The organism is Sphingobacterium athyrii, assembly GCF_003071065.1.
Lineage (GTDB): Bacteria > Bacteroidota > Bacteroidia > Sphingobacteriales > Sphingobacteriaceae > Sphingobacterium > Sphingobacterium athyrii.
On the sequence record NZ_QCXX01000004.1, the window covers coordinates 585228 to 605048 of the forward strand.

The window sequence follows — 19821 nt, forward strand, 5'->3', positions numbered from 1 at the left end:
GTAAAAATAAAAGGCTTCCAAACGGGAGTAAGGAAACCTTTTATTAAAAACCTAAAATTATGAATAATTATACCAATTATTATATGATGATCAAAGGTGCTAATAATAGTTCAATTAGCTGTCCTGAACTGTCGACAGATGCGTGAAATGATGGGTACAGGTAAGCGCAGGGTAGTGGAGTGGAAATGGAAAACTATATTTGAGCGTCCTTAATTTGTAAACCTAAAGATGAAGAGATTAATCTTAGTGATCGGATTTTTTTTCCAGTTGTGGAGTCCTGTTTTGTTTGCAGAACAGATAGTAAGGGAATTTAGCTTTGGGAAAGCTAAAGGCAGTACAGCAATATCGTTGGAGAAAGCGCAGCCTTATCTGGAGGCTCAGGGGTATGGATTCGAGTTTTCGACAGAAAAGAATGTCGTTATCGATCACAAAAATAAAATGCTATTAAGCAAAAAACCATTTTACTTCTCTGTGAAAGTTCCGGAAGGGAATTATAAGATTACGATTAGATATCAAGGTTTACAGAACAAATCTTATATGAGTACAATACGGTCTGAATCCCGGAGGTTGCAAATTGAAAATCAAGTGGTGCTCCCTAATAAAGTGTTAGATAGGACCATTATCGTACACATTAAAAATCCGAAGATTGCTTCTGGTGGAATTGTAGCATTGAAGAAGCCACGTGAACTCCAGAAATTGGACTGGGATGAAAAGCTGACTTTAGAGTTTCAACAAACAAATTGTATATCAAGCCTTCGTATAGAATCGATTAATGCTATTCCTACAGTATTCTTGGCAGGTAATTCTACTGTGGTGAATCAAGAGGATGAACCTTGGGCTTCGTGGGGACAAATGATTCCACGTTTTTTTGATGCGGAAATTGCGATAGCCAATCATGCTGAATCGGGATTGGCCTTAAGTTCATTTCTTTCCTCAAAAAGATTGGACAAAATTCTTTCTATTGCTAAGCCCGGCGATTATTTATTTATCGAATTTGGGCACAATGACCAAAAGGAAAAAGGAGAGCATGCCGGTGCTTATAAAGGATACAGCGACCGATTACGCTACTTTGTTCGTGAATTTCGGGTGAAAGGTGGTATTCCCGTTATCTTGACTTCAACAGCAAGACGCTCATTTGATGAACAGGGACATTTGGTACACACTTTAGGAGACTTTCCAGATGCGGCACGAAAGGTCGCGGCCGAGCTCCAGGTACCTATGATAGACCTCAATAAGAAAACGAGTATGTTTTATGAAGCATTGGGTGTTGAGGGATCAAAAAGGGCATTTGTCCATTATCCGGCCCATACTTTCCCAAATCAACAGCATGATTTAGCTGATAATACCCATTTTAACCCCTATGGGGCTTATGAAATTGCAAAAATGGTGTTAACAGGAATTAAAGAGAATCAGTTGCCGATTACGGAACATATCGTCGATTTTCAAGGCTTTGATCCGCAGCAACCAGATGATTTTAACACTTGGTATTGGCCACCAAGTTTGATTAATAGCGTTGTAAAACCAGATGGCAATTAGTTTTGTATTGATATAATGACAAGGTCGGACAATATTTGTTCGGCCTTTTTTATGCGCTATTTGCTTCTTCTTGTATAGCATTCTTGCTAGAATCAATTTACATTTTTTATTTTTCCAACATGAGCGGGGATTTTTCCTAAAAACTCATCTCACATAGAAGATTGGGGGCATCCCGTCTTCAAAAAAATAGAGCACAAAATTATTGAACATGATACCACAGGATAGTCAACACCATAATATTTAATATCATTGTACCATATATACCGCTTGTGAGAGGCAATCAACAACAACCGACCCCATGCCAAACTCAATAAAAAACCTAGTGGTAGATGATTAAAAAAATACAATCGTAATATGTCAGTGACGATTATTTCTTTTAATTGTGAGGTTTGTATTTTATAAATGTAATTTATACATTTATAGATATTTCTGATTAATTATAACCAATGAGAACTGATAACTTCAAATTAAGAGCCTATAATTTGTTTCTTACAAAATCGCTCTGCTTCTTTTGTTTATTCTGGATTTCCAATGTCAATGCTAATGTGCATAGGATGAAGGCGTCTGAACCGGATTCAGCCTATTTTTTTGCTTATGCAAAAGAAAAGAATGCTGGCAGAGACGGGCTATTATATGCCTGGAGTCTGGATGGTAAAAAATGGAATTCAATTGGGACAGATTTGGCTTTTGTGAAATCTGATTATGGTCGTTGGGGATCAGAAAAACGAATGATTAATCCGGTATTATTACCACGAAAAGGAGGAGGATGGACCTGTGTATGGCAATTAACCCCCGAAAATAATGGTCCGTATGCACATACTTATACAAATGATTTTTTCAATTGGGGTAGGCAAGACTATTATGTTGCATTAAACGATTTGGATAAATCAACGGCATCTCTTGTAAAAAACAGTTTGTTGGCTCGCGAACATATTTCACTTCTTGGAGATCGTTTACATGGGACGAAGTTGAAAGTTTCATGGTCTGTTATTAAAGAATTGATTAAACATTATGATCTTGCTTTGCTTAAGCAAAAGCAATGGTCCGAAAGAAGTATTGATGATGCCGCCCGTTTCCCTAGCCTAAAGCCATTGGATATTAAATTGACGCCGAAAACAGAACAAACCAAGCCTATTAGTGACATGTTGGTGGGTGTATTTTTCGAGGATATTAATTACGCGGCAGACGGAGGTCTTTATGCAGAATTGATTCAAAATCGGGATTTTGAATATAAATTGAGCGATAAGCAAGGGCAGGACAAAAATTGGAACGAAAAAACAGCTTGGTCCATTGATGGGGCAGGACAATTCAGTATTGACAGTCTAAACCCCATTCATCCCAATAATAAACATTATGCTAGGCTGCGGGGGGCAGACGCATTAAGAAATATAGGGTACGATGGAATTGCCCTGGATAAAAACGAACGCTATGATCTTTCATTTTTTGCAAGAGGTACGTCCGGTAAAGGGCGCCAACTAAAAATTCGGATGAGCACGAAAGATGGAAAGATCCTGGATGAGAAATCTTTAACTGTTGACTGCAAAAACTGGAAGAAATATCAATTGACATTGACCCCTAATTCAACCTGTAAGGATGCTGTGTTGGAGCTTGTATTTACAGATCTACAACAATTGGATCTGGACCTGATTTCTTTATTTCCTCAGCATACATATAAAGGACGTAAAAATGGATTACGAAAGGATTTAGCGGAAGCAATTGCAGCGTTAAATCCTCGTTTTGTCCGTTTCCCGGGAGGCTGTTTGGCACATGGAGATGGAATCGAAAACATCTATCATTGGTCCAGTACAGTAGGGCCATTGGAAAGCCGCGTGCCGCAGCGGAATATGTGGGGATATCACCAGACTGTAGGGTTGGGCTATTACGAATATTTCCAATTTTGTGAAGATATCGGGGCGCATGCTGTTCCGGTAGTCGCAGCTGGTGTGCCTTGTCAAAATTCGGGATCACATGGACATCCGCTAGGTGGCCAGCAGTGCGGTATCCCAATGGAAGATATGGATGATTATATCCAGGAAGTATTAAATCTGATTGAATGGGCCAATGGTGATAAAAATAGCACATGGGGAAAAGTACGTGCGGCAGCGGGGCACCCCGAACCATTTCATCTAAAATATATTGGTGTAGGTAATGAAGACCTAATATCCAATGTATTTGAAGAGCGTTTTACCATGATTTACAATGCTATTCGCGAAAAATATCCGGATATACAAGTTATCGGGACAGCAGGTCCTTTTTTCGAGGGAACAGATTATGTTGAAGGTTGGAAAATTGCCAATAAATTAAACGTGCCCATTATGGACGAACATTATTATCAGACACCAGGATGGTTTATTCATAATCAAGACTTTTATGACAAATATGACCGGAGTAAATCGCAAGTGTATTTAGGAGAATATGCGGCGCATATTCATGGGCGGGCGAGTACCTTGGAAGTGGCACTGGCGGAGGCAGCCTATTTAACAGCGTTGGAAAGAAATGGCGATATCGTTAAGATGGCTTCTTATGCGCCGCTGCTAGCCAAAGAGGATTATACCCAATGGCGCCCCGATCTTATTTATTTCTCCAATACTGATTTGAATTTAACACCGTCTTATTACGTACAGCAGTTATTTGGCCGTAATAATGGGACTGAATATATTCCAATGGAAGCCAGCTACTCTAATGCTGTCGTTGATGTACAGAAGCGCGTGGCATTTTCTATGGTTAAAGATCCGAAAGATAAATCGCTCATTGTAAAAATGGTCAATATTCTACCTGTTACGGTTAATATACAATTGGATCTGAACAAGCTTAATTTAAAAGCTGAAACAGCGGTGGTTTCACAGTTAACTGGAAACTTGGATAGTAAAACTGCTAAACCTGAAGAGCGGACTGAAACAGTTGAAAAGCTTAAGCATCAACAATTGCCACCCTATTCGTTGACCATCATACGAATTGAGTCCGCAGCGAAATAGCTTGTTAAAATATGATAAACCGTCTCAAATGAAGAAATTTTTATTGATCTTGATTCATTTTTGCTTGGCAATAGCACCCTTGTTTGCCAGCAAGCCCTTCCATCTGATCAAAAATAATCAGGCAGCTAATATCTATTACGGTGGCGGAAATCCTGTTATTGAAACTGCATTGGAACTCCTGGGGGCAGATGCGCAACAAGTCAGCCAATCTGCATTTAAGCGAATAGCACATCCCGATCCCGGAGCGATTATCGTTGGTCAATTAAATGATCCAGTAATCGGCAAATTAATAAAAGATCATCACATTTCTCTTTCTGATATATCCGATAAATGGGAGGCTTTTTATTTGAAAGTCATTCAAATTGAAAAAGTGCCGACACTGTTAGTGATAGGCTCTGATGCTAGAGGTACGGCATACGGTGTTATGGAAATTTCTAGAAAATTGGGTGTTTCTCCATGGTCCTGGTGGGCGGACGCAAGCCCCCTCAAAAAATCTAATGTTTCGCTATCGTCCAACTTTGAGGATAAACAATCTCCCTCGGTACAATTCAGAGGAATATTTCTGAATGACGAGGATTGGGGGTTGACACCTTGGAGCAGCAAAACCTATGAACCCGAAGCAAAATTGGATGCAGGAATTGATCTGACGAAAACAAAAAAAATGTCCACGATCGGGCCTAAAACTTATGCCCGTATTTTTGAATTATTGTTACGCCTTCGGGCCAATTCAATCTGGCCGGCGATGCATGAGGTTACAGTCCCTTTTTATTTTGTTCAAGGAAATCGGGAAATGGCCGAAAAATATGGAATATATATCGGCTCATCGCATTGTGAACCACTCGCTCGAAATAGTGCAACGGAATGGGATATCGTGGGTAACGGGCCATACAACTATTTAACAAATAGACAGGAAATACTGGACTATTGGTCCAATCGATTGAAAACACTTGGTCAATCCCATAACATATTTACACTTGGTATGCGGGGGAAACACGATGGAGCAATGGAGGGTGTTAAAACAATTGCAGCTTATAAAAACGCATTCAATGAGGTTCTCCAGGATCAAACGGATCTGTTGAGAAAATATATCAATGCAGATCCGGCGCAGATTCCTCAAGTCGTTATACCCTATAAAGAGGTATTGGATGTTTACCGAGCTGGTATAGACGTTCCTGACTATACCACGTTGATGTGGTGTGATGATAATTATGGTTACATTACGCATTTCCCAGATGAACAAGAGAAGAAAAGAAAAGGTGGGAATGGGCTCTATTATCATATATCGTATTGGGGAAGACCGCATGACTACCTCTGGCTATCGACAATGAGCCCAGCACTGATCTATCAGCAGCTAAGTGAAGCATATCAGCACGATGTACGGAAAATGTGGATTGTCAATGTTGGGGATATTAAGCCTGCTGAATATCAGATTGAGCTATTGATGGACATGGCCTGGAATATAGAACAGGTACAAAAAATGGGCATCAACCAGCACATGAATCATTTTCTGCAAAGGGAATTCGGAAATCGTTTGGCGAAGAAAATAGTACCGTTAATGCAGGAACACTATCGGTTGGCCCATATTCGAAAACCTGAGTTTATGGGAAATACGCGGACAGAGGAGAAAGATCCAGCCTATAAAATTGTTAAAGATCTGCCTTGGTCTGAACAGCAGATTCAGAAGCGATTGGTACAGTATAAACATCTTCAGGACGCTGCCACTGCAATTGATGCCACTGTGCCGCTAGACCGAAAGGATACCTATTTTGAATTGGTCCTTTATCCGGTAGTTGCAGCGGCAAAGATGAACGAGAAGCATCTGTATGCACAATTGGCACGCCATGGCAAAGCTGAGTGGGAAAAAAGCCACGTGGCATATGATAAAATCCTTTCTTTAAGTAAACGATACAATGCATTGAATAATGGTAAATGGAAAGGTATCATGGATTGTAAACCAAGAGACCTTGCTGTTTTCGATAAACTTATTGAAGAAAAAGCGGTCGCACCGATGGCTGATGATGATCAGCCTGCTAAGCGAATTTCGGGTAAAGATTTAACGGGTTCAATTGGGTATGAAGGCTTAGGTTATCAAGGACAGGCAGCGGCTATCCCATTGGGCGTAGAAGCCAAGTATCGACTTCCGAGATTAAAGAGCGATTCTGTGACCATTGTCGTCCACTTGCTGCCTACTCATCCTGTCTCTTCAGATGATTTGCGTTTTGAGCTGTCTTTGGGAAAAGAAAAATCTTCGCCCATTTCTTACAAAACAATCGGACGAAGTGAAGAATGGAAAGAGAATGTCTTGCGGAATCAGGCTATTCGAAAGATTAAATTTAAAATAACTAATTTACAACAAGATATATTGCGCATAAAAGCACTCGATGAAGGAGTGATAGTCGACGAAATCGCGCTATATCTGGATTAAAGTTTTCTTCTTCTACTATATACTTGTTCATAATGATATTAACATGAAAAAACAATTTCTAGTTACACTCTTCGTTGTATTGACTTGCCTGGTTAAGGCACAATCTCCTGTCTATCTTTTTTCTTATTTCATAGGTAATGGCGCCGATGGGTTACATCTTGCTTACAGCTTGGATGGACTGAAATGGGAACCTTTGAATCAGGGTAAACCTTTCTTAGAACCAACAGTGGGAAAAGATAAACTGATGCGCGATCCCAGTATTTGCCAAGGGCCAGATGGGACGTTTCATCTGGTATGGACTACCGGTTGGTGGGATAAAATTATCGGATACGCCTCTTCTAAAGATCTTATGCATTGGACTGAGCAAAAAGCAATACCAGTCATGGTAGATGAACCTGAGGCTAAAAACGCTTGGGCTCCGGAGCTTTTTTACGACAAAGCAACAAAAGAATACTATATCATTTGGGCTACTACCATTCCCGGAAGACATAAAGAAGTACTGACCAGTGACAGTGAAAAAGGGTTAAACCACCGTATGTATAGCGTGACGACAAAAGATTTTAAACGTTTTTCAAAAACCAAGCTATTTTTTGATCCCGAATTTAGTGTCATTGATGCCGCCATTATACAGCAGGCCAATAGGGAATATATGATGGTTTTGAAAAATGAAAATTCTAACCCGCCTGAGAAAAATATTCGGATCACGACAACGAAGAGTTTAGCCAAAGGATTTCCGACTACTGTTTCTAAGCCTATTACAGGTGATTACTGGGCGGAAGGTCCTGCTCCGTTGCAAGTTGGGGAATATATTTATGTATATTTCGATAAATACCGCGACCACAAATATGGAGCTGTACGCAGTAAAGACGGTGTCAACTGGGAAGATGTTTCTGATTTGGTGAGTTTTCCGAAGGGAATTCGTCATGGGACAGCTTTTACGGTAAATCAATCCGTTTTATCAAATCTATTAAAAGTAAACTGATAGTTTAGCATGAGATTCCTTGCCTTCGATTGTAGCTTCTTTTTTGTGATAAACAGTGAAGTGCAGGTTGCATATCGATGAATAGATGCTTAATTTCAGGTAATGAGTTCGGAATTTATATTTATGAAGAAAATTCTCCTTTTCATACTTTTAGCGGCGCTGGCGCTGAGTACGCAGGCTAAAGTCAAACTGCCCCATGTTTTTGGTTCAAATATGGTACTTCAGCAAGATAAACCAGTGGTTATATGGGGACATGCGGATCCTCAGGAGAGCGTTGAGGTCAAATTGAAAGGTTTAACAAGAAAAACAGTGGCGGATCAAAAAGGTGCATGGAAAGTTACCTTTAAAGCACAAAAGGCAAGTTTCGATGCATTTACGATTGAAGTCAAGGGGGATAATACATTGTTGTTGGAAAATGTTGTTGTTGGTGAAGTGTGGCTATGTTCGGGGCAGTCCAATATGGAGTATACGATGCAATTACGTAAGGGGTATAAGAAGCCTGCTGTTGGAGTTGATCAAGCGGAGGAAGAATTGCGGCAGCCTGAAAATCCAAAAATTCGCTTATTCCTTGTTGCCAAAACGAAAGGGTCGCAGGAGGATGTGGAAACTAATGGATGGGAAATTGCCAGTCCGAGCTCACTTGCACCGTTTTCCGCTCCGGGTTATTTCTTTGGAAAGACATTGCAACAACAGCTGAATGTTCCTGTCGGTTTAATTAGTTCATCCTGGGGCGGCAGTAGAATTGAGCCATGGACACCCTTGGATGCCTATCAAAACTCCAGTCTCTTTAAGCTGGAGACGCAAAATGGTGAAACAAAAATTGAAAATGCTGTTGCTGGAGAAATGTATGAAGCGATGATCCGTCCATTGGCGCCTTTTGCCATGAAAGGCTTTATCTGGTATCAAGGTGAAAGCAATCTGATGTTTGAGGATGCACGTTATTATGCAAAGCAAAAATTGCTAATCGACACTTGGCGTCGTGTCTGGCAGGATAAGAATATGCCATTTTACTATGTTCAGATCGCCCCTTATTATTATAGTAAAAGAAAGGATAAAACACAGCATAATGTAGAGGCGTTGCCTTGGTTTTGGGAGATCCAGACGAAATGTATGGATATTAAACATTCGGGAATGGCTGTCGTCACTGATTTGGTCGATGACCTTTCTGATATACACCCCTCCTATAAATGGGAAGTGGGGCGCCGTTTAGCGTTGTGGCCCCTGGCATTAGACTATGGTCAAAGAAATACTGTTTTTTCGGGACCGCAATATAAAAGCAAAAAGATAGTCGAAAGTAGCATAATACTGAATTTTAAATATGCTGGTAGCGGATTGCAATGTAAAGGTGATCAATTGACCTGGTTTGAAATTGCTGGCTCAGATGGAAAATTTGTACCTGCAGAAGCGAAGATCGATGGTGATCAGGTTGTTGTATGGGCAGCATCGGTAAAATCACCAAAACAGGTCCGCTTTGGCTGGAATGAAACCGCCCGGCCCAATTTTTTTAATAAAGAGGGATTACCGGCATTACCTTTCAGAACGGAGTAATATATTTTTGTTCTTTTTCTATTGAAGTACGCTACTTTTGAAGCTATCAAGTTGTTACTGAAATGATGAAGTTGTAACTATAGTTGCCATTCAGTAATAGACGGTTGTTATAAAAAAAGGTTTTCAAACGGGGAGAATGAAAACCTTTAAAATAACCAATTAATCCTAAATTTATGATAAAAAATATAATGCTATCTAATAGTTTTCTTTCATTACCACTGAATTACTCACTTCACTAAATCGACGATGAGTCTGATTTGATAATACAAGTTTAGGGATATAGAATTGTTTTGTCATCCTGTGCTGTTCTGCTTGTTTGACTTAATCAAAAATCCTAAAATGAATATAATATGGTCGCTCGAAAGCTATTGGCGTCTATATTAAGTTGAAAATTTGTAAATTTGACGACTGGTTAGGTGTTTAAACAGCATACTATCTGCCCTTTTGAAAAGTTTAAAATGGATGTTACCGCAGAAAATAAGCTAATGATTTCGCTTTCCCAGGGAGACGAACACTCTTTTTTTGCTTTATACGAGCATTATAGTCATGCCTTATTTTCCAATGTTTTTCGAATGGTTAAAGATAGGCAGGTCAGTGAAGAGATCGTACAAGATGTATTCCTAAAAGTCTGGCAAAAGAGATGCACCATTGATCCGAATCGAAGCTTTAAGTCTTGGATCTTTACAATAGCTAAAAATGACGTGATTTCATGGTATAGGAAATTAGCAAAAGAAACCGCGCTGCAGGAAAACTTATACCAACATTTCGAGCACCTCTATGTTATGGAAAAAGAGGGGGATATTCAAGAAAAACAGGCGGCATTATTGGAACGAGCACTCAATACCTTAAGTGAGCGCAGAAAAGAAATCTTTGTTTTATGTAAAATAGAACAGAAAAGTTATGAGGAGGTTGCTCAGAAATTGAATATTTCCGTATCTACTGTGAGTAATGCCATGGTCAAATCCAACCAACATATTCGCCAATTTGTACAGGATCACTATGATGAGATTTTAATCATTCTTGTTACGTTCTATTTTTTTTAAAAAAAATAAGATAGCGATAGTGTTTTTGCTAGTAAGTTGCGTATTAACTTATAGATATGGCAAAAAAAATAGAAAATATTTACAAGAGCTATTTGAATGGGAGTATCAATCGTGTTGATCTGGATGCGCTCCTTCTGTATTTTGAGAAAGCTGGTGATGATGAATTGAATGCGCTGACTTCCTTTGCTATTGAAGATTTTGAGGCAGATCACGTCGAAGAATCTTTCGCTGCGCATATCCCGGTTATTAGACAGCGATTGGAAAATAAACTGAACGAGTCCAAAAAGCAGCCTATCCGTTTAAGATATAGAAAGAGCTGGTGGGCGGCAGCGTCCATTCTGTTTGTAGCGGGATTGGCCACATGGTTTTATGCAAAACAAAGTCCCAAGCATTCCGATGTGATAGCCCCTTCAGAAGCTATTTTATATGTTAAAGATAGATCTGGTAAAGAAATAGCCATTTTGCCGAAAACAGACTCGATTTGGACAGTAGGCGATATTGCCTTTTCTCGGATCGACAGTCAAACTGTAAAAGTAATCGCAGTAGGTAAAAATCCAAGTTTGCAAACGATATATACTCCTAATTCGGACTTTAGGCTAGTTTTGGAGGATGGTAGTAAGATTACGATGAACGCTGCATCAACCTTACGGTTTCAGCTCCCTTTTACCCCTGCTAAAAGAGAAGTTTCTTTGGAAGGGGAAGGTTACTTTGAAGTCGCCCATGATGTGCGAAGACCATTTACAGTAAATGCTGGTGCTGCAAAAATCGAAGTATTGGGAACTGTATTTAACGTACGAAATTATGCGAGTGATGGGCGAGTTACCACATCTCTCATGTCTGGACGGATAGCCTTAAGTAAATCGGGGACCTCTGAAAGAATTGTCCTCCGCCCCGGCGAAACAGCTGTAACCGATCAGAAAGGAATACATATCGAAAATTTGGCTCCTAAGCAAGCTGTTGCTTGGACGGTTGGCTACTTTGATTACCGGGATCAGTCACTTCGCGTTATCTTGTCAGATATGTCCAGGTGGTATGGCGTAGATGTCGATACCATTACGCTACCTACTGATCAATCGATCTATATGAAGGTTCGAAAAAATATTCCATTACAGGAAATGTTGAATCTATTGAATGAAGCAAGTGGTCTAAATTTTCAATTGAACAATAAAAAAATCACATTAAAAGCTACTCATAAAAAATAACAACTAAATAGTACATTTACCTTAATCTACCATGTCACACCTAACCGAAAAGCAACCGGTATTTTTACGAAAATACCTGAGTTTGGTTGCTGGAATTGCCTTGATGAGCATGATTGACCCCTATGAATTACATGCGCAACAGGTACAATTGAATTTTAAAAATGCCGATGTCAAAGAGGTGATTACGAGTTTATCGGATCACTACGGCTATGAATTTGTATTTGACGGCAATCTGCTCAAATCGGCGCACCCGATCAGTGTTAATCTGAAACTTTCAAGCGTCGAAGATGCTTTATCCATTTTGTTTAAGGATCAGCCCTTCGGCTATCGTTTGGAAAACAAACGGATTATTCTCTATCGTAAAGCTGTGTCAACCATTAGTCAGCTTGTACGCGGAAAAGTAATAGACAGTTTGGGTAATACCATTCCCGGCGTGTCTATTCATAATTTACAGGATGATAGCCAGACGATGAGTTCCGGAGATGGTGATTTTGAATTGAACGTCGCTAGCTCAGACATTCAATTGTCTTTTAGACATGTATCGTTTAATGAAAAGGTCATGCACTTCAGCCCGGAACAAATTGCTCGGCCCGTCCGTGTGATGTTGAGTGCAAAGGAGTCTATGCTCAACGAAATTATGATAACGGGATATCAACGTATCAGCAAAGAACGTAGTCCTGGAGCTTATACCGGTATCAGCAATGATCAATTGAACAAACAGATTAATACCGATTTGACTTCCGCGTTAGAAGGTCAGGTGGCTGGGTTGACCTATATCAAAAATCCAACGCGCTCCGGTGCAGACAGCCCCATACTTCGGGGCATTGGCACCTATTCCAGTCAGGTGACCACCAATCCACTCATTGTTGTCGATGATTTGCCGACGGAGTTCACCTTGAACGATATTAATCCCTATGACGTTGAGTCCGTTACCGTTTTGAAGGATGCGACAGCAGCGTCTATTTACGGTGCCCGTGCGGCTAATGGCGTTATCGTCGTGACCACCAAAAAAGGGAAAGGGCAAGGTGTTTCCGTGAACTTTAATGTGGACCAATTCATCACGCAGAAACCGGATATCTCCAAAATGCACTATGCGCGTACATCGGATTTAATCGATTATGAAATTGATGTATATAAGAAGGAGCTATCCCGTTATGCGAATAGTGAATCGCTATTTAATTACTATGGAAAGCTGGGCAGTGGCAGTCTAAAATATTATTCACCATTGTATGATCTATTTCGAAAGGAATCCATTGGTGCGATTAGTCAGCAAGAACGGGAGGCAACGATCAATTCATGGCGGAGCAACGATTATATTAAGGAGTTTACGGACAATGTCTGGCAGAATGAAACACGTCAACGTTATAACGCGAGCATCCCCCAGAACTCCACTAAGAGCAATACCTTTGTTTCTTTTAATTATGATAAGGGAAAGGGACAGGTGGTCAATGAAAAGAATGAGAAATTCAACTTATATCTAAAGTCGGGCTTTAATTTGACCAAGTGGTTGTCTGCAACAGTAGGACTGAATGGTACGTATACAGTAAATAAAGAAACCGACGGCGTTTACAATAATGTGTTCTTGCAACCACGTTATGCTCGCATCAAAGATGAAGGTGGCAACTTAGTCTATACACCGTACGTTGAATTGCCCAGTTCAGTAGGACCAGGCTCTGCCATTAACGGCGAAACGGCGGAACAAATTGCTGCAAATGGAAATCTAAAAAGTACATCCTTTAATGTGCTTGAGGCATTAGGGGAGGGCATTGAAAGTAATAAAAGTCTAGGCCTTCGTGCTTTTACATCGTTGCGGGCCAATATTTACAAAGGACTTTCTTTTCAGACACAGTTTTCATATGAATTGGGCCAAGCAGCACGTGAAAGCTTCTACGATGAAGATAGCTACATGATGCGTGTTGCATCAAATGCAATGGTCAGTTACAATGATGCGACGGGTATTTATACCAAGAATTTACCTGCTGGAGGACGTTACTATCAATTTGAGAGCAAACGCTATAGTTACACCTTTCGGAATCAGTTTAACTACGATAATACCTTTGGACAATATGGTCAACATCAACTGACAGCATTGGCCGGATTCGAGATGCGACAGTCACATGTACCACGCTCAATTGAACAATTGCTTTTAGGATACAACCCAGTAACATTGACTTCGACAACAATTGATTGGGCAACCTTAAGTAAAACAGGAATAACGAGTTATGTGTATGGGGGAAACAACCGACTATCTGATTTGAATGGTGGGGCGCAAACAGAAACTTTACATCGATATACTTCACTTTATGCCAACGCAGGTTATACATATAATAATAGATTTAACTTGACTGGAAGCATACGGGTAGATCAAGCAGATCTATTTGGTGTAGATCCAAAGTTTAAATATCGCCCTTTATGGTCCGTCGGAGCTGGCTGGAATGTCAGCAACGAAGGCTTTATGAAAAATGAAGACTGGTTGAATTCACTCAAACTGCGGGCTACATATGGTATTACCGGTAACGTGGATCAAGCCAGTTCCAGCTATGGAACTGCAACCTGGAAATCGGATAAACTTTTCCCCTATCTGCAGTATTTGGAACAAAGGTCATTGCCAAACCCCATGTTACGCTGGGAAAAAACAACAACCACCAATTTAGGGATGGATTTTTCGATTTTCGACAACCGCCTTTCGGCTAGTATCGATGCATATAATCGATATAGCTCGGATTTATTGATTAATTCTGTTCTTGATCCTACGGTGGGGGCCAGTTCCCGTGTGATTAACAACGGTGCACTGCGCAATAAAGGGATTGAGTTTAATATCAACGGTGTATGGTTGAAAAAGAAAGATTTTACGGCAAGTACACAGCTGGTATTTTCCTTTAATAAGAATAAGGTGGAGAAAGTGAACGGCTTAACTTCTACAGCCCAATCGTATGTTGGTTCACCAAGTAATTACTTTTTTGAAGGAAGTAGCTATAATTCAATCATGGCTTTTCGCTATGGAGGCATGGTGAATGGCTATCCTTATTTCTTGGATCAAAACGGTGAATCAAATGTTGTCTTTGATGAGAACGGTACACCGACGAGCATCAAAGAAATTACCTCGCCGGAGGCACTGGTAAATATGGGGACCTTGTTTCCTAAGTATACAGGTTCTATCAATCAACGTTTGCGCTATAAAGCATTTGATCTGTCTGCGATGTTCGTTTTTTCGGGCGGACATAAACTGCGTAAAGATGCGATCGACTTAGCAAGTGATAAGCTGACAAACGCGGGCTTGGTCAATCGATGGGCAGAAGGTGCGGATAATGATTATCCAAGATTACTGGTTGATTATCCAGACAAATTACGTACCGATGCGAGCAAACTATCTACCTTATGGCGGAATAGCGATAAGCAGATTGTTTCTGCAGATTACATGAAGCTGCGAAATGTGGCTGTGGGTTATCAATTACCAAAACAATTAGCGCAGAAAGCGGGGATGCAAAACGTCAAATTAACCTTGCAGGTGAATAATTTATGGACCTGGACTGCGGCTGGTGATGATATCGATCCAGAAGCCTATTCGCTCAATAGCGGAACACGCAATTTGCCACTGGCTAAATCATTCCTCATGGGGCTTTCATTAACTTTTTAATCTGAATCTACGATGACTTTTAAAACTTTAGCGGCGGCATTTGTGACTCTAGTGGTCTTTTCCGCCTGCGACAAATACCTCGATATAACACCAAAAGGCTCACAATTGGTGAGCACCGCTCAAGATTATTACGATTTGGTCGCTTATCCCAATAGGGGCTATCCGATTAATAACTTTCAATATTTGGTCGATGACCAGTATATGAAAGAATCCAATGTAATCGGTTTGACGCCTAATATGAATACCATTAACTTTTTGTTCCAAGAACAAGAGGATCGGGTAAGCCGCATTACCGCATCGAGCTTTTACAATCAATGTTATAAATATATTGCACAGTGGAATATGATTATTTCCTTGGTTGATGAAAGTACAGGCGATAGTCAATTAAAGACCCTAGCCAAGGCTGAGGCCAAGATGTTTCGGGCCTTTGATTATTTCCATTTGATCAATGTCTACGCCAAAGCCTATGACGCGAATACCGCTTCTCAGGATGGCGGTGTCTGTATTATGGATAAATATGACCTTGAAGCTAAGCCGGCAAAATCAACGGTACAGCAGGTATACGATTTTATCCAAAAGGATATCGAGGATGCTTTGCCCTATTTGCAGGAGAAACCTACGAATCCCTATCATCCGTCACTGGCCTTTGCTTATGCATTGAAGGCGAAGGTGCATCTTTTCAAAAGAGAAGTTGTTGAAGCGCAAGCTGCTGCAGAAAAAGCCTTGCAGCTTAACGGACAGCTAATTGATCTTGTTCAGTATGAAAAGTTAGGGGGGCCAAGCAAGACACCTATAATCGCTGAAAATAACCCGGAGGTATTAAGCTATATGTATGTGAATGGCTATACGGAGATGAATTTTGGTTATAGCTATATCTTAAGCCCAGAATTGACAAGTATGTTTGACAAGGAAGACAAACGCTTTAGTCTATTTTATACGACCTCAAATGCCAGTTTTCTGGATATTGGTGCTGGAGCAAGTTACTACAACGTGAAATACACTGCTTTTTTCTTCCCCACAGTGGGACTGAAAACACCAGAGATTTACCTTATGCTAGCCGAATGTTATGCCCGTCAGGATCAATTTACAAAGGCTATTGACATGTTGAATACCTTACGTAAAACCCGGATCGAAGGCGATAAAGCAATTCTGGCAGTTCCAACTACCCGAAAAGAAGCGATGAATCTAGTGATAAACGAACGCCGTAAAGAATTGCCAATCGGTTTCCATCGTTTTTTTGATTTGAAACGCTTGAACCTAGAACCTGACTATGCCAAAACACTTGTTCGTGTATTCCCTATTGTCAATAAGACGGTGGAGCAAAAGACCTATACATTGGCCCCAAATTCACGAATGTATATTATTCCATTTCCATTGGATGCCATGAAGTTAAACCCAAACTTACGTTTAAACACGGATGAAACTGTACCGTTTTAATATATGCTATTACATTACACATGAAAAACAAAATTATCTATAGTTTGCTTGCCTTGCTCTTGTTCGGCGGTATGGCTCAAGCCCATCAAAATTTGACTCCGGTAGACACTATAAAATCAAAAAATGATTTGGATGAAGCCTATGAAAAGATTTTAAAGAAGAAAAAAATTGCCCGTTCCGGCGTATTTAATGTCTTTGAATCTGACAAAAAATGGTATCTAGAAATACCGGACAGTCTGTTGAACCGTTATTTCCTGACGGTAACGCGCTTGGTGTCAGCCCCACAGGGATTCCCAATGTATGGCGGTGAAAAGCTGAATGAACAGACACTTTATTTTGAGAAAGGCCTGGGTGACCGTATACAGTTGCGGGCAGCAATTTATAAACAAGACGCCCCGGAAAACGACGCTATACGGATCGCACTAGTTCAGTCTCAGGAAGATCCAATCATCGCTATTTTAGATATAAAAGGACTTAATCCGGCAAAAAACGGCTATCTTATCGATGTGACAGATCTTTTTCGCAAGGACAATGCGGCGATTTCCTTTGACAGCAAAATAAAAAGTGAAAATAAATTGTCATCACTGGCAGACGACAGATCTTTTATTACTGATATGAAAGTCTTTCCGATCAATTTAGAAGTGAAGACTACAAAGACATATTCATCCACCTCTGGTACACCAGCAGCGAGTTTGACGGGAGCGATGACTTTTACGACCAATACATCCATGGTATTATTGCCAAAAGTGCCGATGAAAAAGCGGATTTTTGATGATCGTGTGGGCTATTTCGCCAATAAATATATTTTATTCACCGATAAAGATCAACGCTCCAAAGCGTTGAATTTTATACAACGCTACAGACTTGAGCCTAAGATCAATGATGTGTCGCGATACTTAAAAGGTGAACTTGTAGAACCACAAAAGCAAATTGTATACTATATAGACCCCGCGACGCCCAAGAAGTGGCGCCCTTATCTCATCGCAGGGATCAATGACTGGAACGTCGCATTTGAACAAGCCGGATTTAAGAATGCAATCGTAGGCAAAGAGTGGCCCGAGCAGGATACGACCATGAGCCTGGAAGATGCGCGTTTTTCCGTCATCCGTTACTTTGCTTCTGAAAAAGCAAATGCTTATGGGCCTCGGATTTCAGATCCTAGAAGCGGTGAGATTATTGAAGCGCATGTCGGTTGGTATCATAATGTCATGAAGCTTGTCCAACAGTGGTTTATGGTACAAGTGGGGCCATTAAACAAAGCTGCTCAAAAAATGCAGCTGGATGACGAAGTGATGGGGCAGTTAATTCGCTTTGTTTCTTCACACGAAGTGGGACATAGTTTGGGGCTACGGCATAATATGGGGGCGAGCAGCCAAACGCCGGTCGAGAAATTGCGCGATAAGAAATGGGTTGAAAAACATGGACATACCGTTTCGATCATGGATTATGCCAGATTCAATTATGTAGCCCAGCCAGAAGATAACGTTGCGCTTGCTGGAATATATCCACGCGTAGGCATGTACGATAAATGGGCCATTCAATGGGGGTATCAATATCTTCCACAGTTTTCGACTGGTGAAGAAGAGCGGGGTTATCTTACAAAACAGGTGACAGATAGTCTGATGGTCAACCCAAAGCTATGGTTCGGTGGGGAAGGAAACAATGAAGATCCGCGTAGTCAGAAGGAAGATCTGGGCGACGATTCTATGTTGGCGAGTACCTATGGCCTCAAAAATTTAAAACGCGTCGTTCCCCAATTGATCGCATGGACAGACGAGCCTTCGGATGATTACAGCAACCTAAAAGATATGCATAAAGCTGTCCGCGGACAATTTAATCGCTATTTATACCATGTGCTAAAAAATATCGGAAGTCAAGAGATTACGAATAAAGTCCGGGGTCAAAAAGGAGCCGTCTACGCGGCTGTTCCCAAAGAAAAGGTAAAAGCAGCAGTACACTATGTAAATGATAATGTATTTACGCCACCCTTGTGGTTGTATCCTGACAATATACAGTCCCTTATTGGAATAGACGCCAATAAAGAAATCAATGATCAACAAGAGCAGATGCTCAACATGCTGATGAGTCCCGGTTTGCTTTATAATGTTTATATCAAGTCTCTAAGCAACGAAGACCCTTACACCTTGAATGAATATTTGGAAGATGTTGGTCATGGAATATGGACATTGCCCGGTGGTGATCTTCGTATTGATGCCTTCAAACGTGGCCAGCAACGCTTTTTTCTGGAACGGGTAAATCAAGTTGTTAACCCGAAAATCGGACCTGGGTCGGATATTATTACACAGGCACAGCGCAGTGACGTGCAACTGTATGTCAGAAATTATCTGCCAGGTTTGATTGAGCAGATCAATCTGCTTAATGCCAAGCAAACAGATCAACTCAATAAGCAGCATCTGAATTTGATGCTGCAAGAAATTAAACGTATTCAAAATCAAATAAACAAAGACTAAAATGAAAAGTAGATTTAAAAAAATGTATGTGGCATGCGTGATCGGCTTCATGCTGGTTTCTTGCCAATTAAGCCAAGGGCAGGATAATGCACAAGCACAACGAGACAGATTATTTAAGGCCTACATGGAAGTTAAAAAGGATATTACGGATGAGAATTTCGCCGGTGCTAAGGAGAATGTCGTTCAGTTAGAAAAAGAAGTACAGAACTTTCGGCTAAAAGGTCTGCAGCTTGACGATATGATGCGCCTTAAGAAGGTCAGTCAGACCATGAAGGCAGACGCTGCCGGCTTAAAATCTGCGCAGGATATGAAGGCAATGAAGGTTTCATTCTCTGCAATTACGCAATCCCTATTTACCATTATGGAAACGATGAAATGTACAGATGAAGCCGTCTACTTACAATATTGTCCGATGGAAAAAGCTTATTGGTTGAGTTATGACAAAGAGATTGAAAATCCTTACGCAGCTTCCATGCGTAATTGTGGACAATTGGTTAAGGGTATGGCGACAGAAGATTATCCTGAGCCCGTAGCCTGTCATTAAGGATCTTCGAAGAAATTACAA

At 40.6% G+C, this 19821-nt stretch carries 11 protein-coding genes; all 11 read left to right on the forward strand.

The genetic code is table 11. The annotated features are described in order from the left end of the window. Nucleotides 1-228: 228 nt before the first annotated feature. On the forward strand, nt 229-1536 hold the full coding sequence (locus DCO56_RS16930) for a rhamnogalacturonan acetylesterase (protein WP_108634928.1): 1308 nt from the start codon (nt 229-231) through the stop codon (nt 1534-1536). A gap of 446 nt (nt 1537-1982) precedes the next feature. Beyond that, nucleotides 1983-4511, forward strand: a complete 2529-nt coding sequence (locus tag DCO56_RS16935; RefSeq protein ID WP_108634929.1) for an alpha-L-arabinofuranosidase C-terminal domain-containing protein — start codon at nt 1983-1985, stop codon at nt 4509-4511. Between the two features lie 28 nt (nt 4512-4539). Beyond that, entirely contained in the window at nt 4540-6936 is a 2397-nt protein-coding gene (locus DCO56_RS16940; protein WP_108634930.1) for a glycosyl hydrolase 115 family protein, read from the forward strand. Between the two features lie 43 nt (nt 6937-6979). Then, nucleotides 6980-7918, forward strand: coding sequence for a glycoside hydrolase family 43 protein (locus tag DCO56_RS16945; protein ID WP_108634931.1), 939 nt, complete (start codon nt 6980-6982; stop codon nt 7916-7918). A gap of 123 nt (nt 7919-8041) precedes the next feature. After that, on the forward strand, nt 8042-9466 hold the full coding sequence (locus tag DCO56_RS16950) for a sialate O-acetylesterase (RefSeq protein WP_245935855.1): 1425 nt from the start codon (nt 8042-8044) through the stop codon (nt 9464-9466). 458 nt (nt 9467-9924) lie between these two features. Next, complete coding sequence (locus tag DCO56_RS16955) at nt 9925-10509, forward strand: RNA polymerase sigma factor (RefSeq protein ID WP_146191077.1); 585 nt, start codon at nt 9925-9927, stop codon at nt 10507-10509. 56 nt (nt 10510-10565) lie between these two features. Further along, complete coding sequence (locus DCO56_RS16960) at nt 10566-11711, forward strand: FecR family protein (RefSeq protein ID WP_108634933.1); 1146 nt, start codon at nt 10566-10568, stop codon at nt 11709-11711. Between the two features lie 31 nt (nt 11712-11742). Next, the gene (locus DCO56_RS16965; protein ID WP_245935856.1) at nt 11743-15348 is read left to right on the forward strand and encodes a SusC/RagA family TonB-linked outer membrane protein; all 3606 of its coding nucleotides are present in this window, start codon (nt 11743-11745) and stop codon (nt 15346-15348) included. Nucleotides 15349-15360: 12 nt separating this feature from the next. Continuing rightward, the gene (locus DCO56_RS16970) at nt 15361-16785 is read left to right on the forward strand and encodes a RagB/SusD family nutrient uptake outer membrane protein (RefSeq protein ID WP_108634934.1); all 1425 of its coding nucleotides are present in this window, start codon (nt 15361-15363) and stop codon (nt 16783-16785) included. 20 nt (nt 16786-16805) lie between these two features. After that, a complete protein-coding gene (locus DCO56_RS16975) occupies nt 16806-19256 on the forward strand; it encodes a zinc-dependent metalloprotease (protein ID WP_181390588.1) in 2451 nt (816 codons plus the stop codon). Nucleotide 19257: 1 nt separating this feature from the next. Next, nucleotides 19258-19800, forward strand: coding sequence for a DUF3347 domain-containing protein (locus DCO56_RS16980; protein WP_108634935.1), 543 nt, complete (start codon nt 19258-19260; stop codon nt 19798-19800). Nucleotides 19801-19821 lie beyond the last annotated feature (21 nt).

Bases quoted from the DNA above. Each gene is read 5' to 3' on its own strand.
- DCO56_RS16930 (WP_108634928.1), top strand. From the start codon at position 229: ATGAAGAGATTAATCTTAGTGATCGGATTTTTTTTCCAGTTGTGGAGT.
- DCO56_RS16940 (WP_108634930.1), top strand. From the start codon at position 4,540: ATGAAGAAATTTTTATTGATCTTGATTCATTTTTGCTTGGCAATAGCA.
- DCO56_RS16965 (WP_245935856.1), top strand. From the start codon at position 11,743: ATGTCACACCTAACCGAAAAGCAACCGGTATTTTTACGAAAATACCTG.
- DCO56_RS16945 (WP_108634931.1), top strand. From the start codon at position 6,980: ATGAAAAAACAATTTCTAGTTACACTCTTCGTTGTATTGACTTGCCTG.
- DCO56_RS16960 (WP_108634933.1), top strand. From the start codon at position 10,566: ATGGCAAAAAAAATAGAAAATATTTACAAGAGCTATTTGAATGGGAGT.
- DCO56_RS16935 (WP_108634929.1), top strand. From the start codon at position 1,983: ATGAGAACTGATAACTTCAAATTAAGAGCCTATAATTTGTTTCTTACA.
- DCO56_RS16950 (WP_245935855.1), top strand. From the start codon at position 8,042: ATGAAGAAAATTCTCCTTTTCATACTTTTAGCGGCGCTGGCGCTGAGT.
- DCO56_RS16975 (WP_181390588.1), top strand. From the start codon at position 16,806: ATGAAAAACAAAATTATCTATAGTTTGCTTGCCTTGCTCTTGTTCGGC.
- DCO56_RS16955 (WP_146191077.1), top strand. From the start codon at position 9,925: ATGGATGTTACCGCAGAAAATAAGCTAATGATTTCGCTTTCCCAGGGA.
- DCO56_RS16980 (WP_108634935.1), top strand. From the start codon at position 19,258: ATGAAAAGTAGATTTAAAAAAATGTATGTGGCATGCGTGATCGGCTTC.
- DCO56_RS16970 (WP_108634934.1), top strand. From the start codon at position 15,361: ATGACTTTTAAAACTTTAGCGGCGGCATTTGTGACTCTAGTGGTCTTT.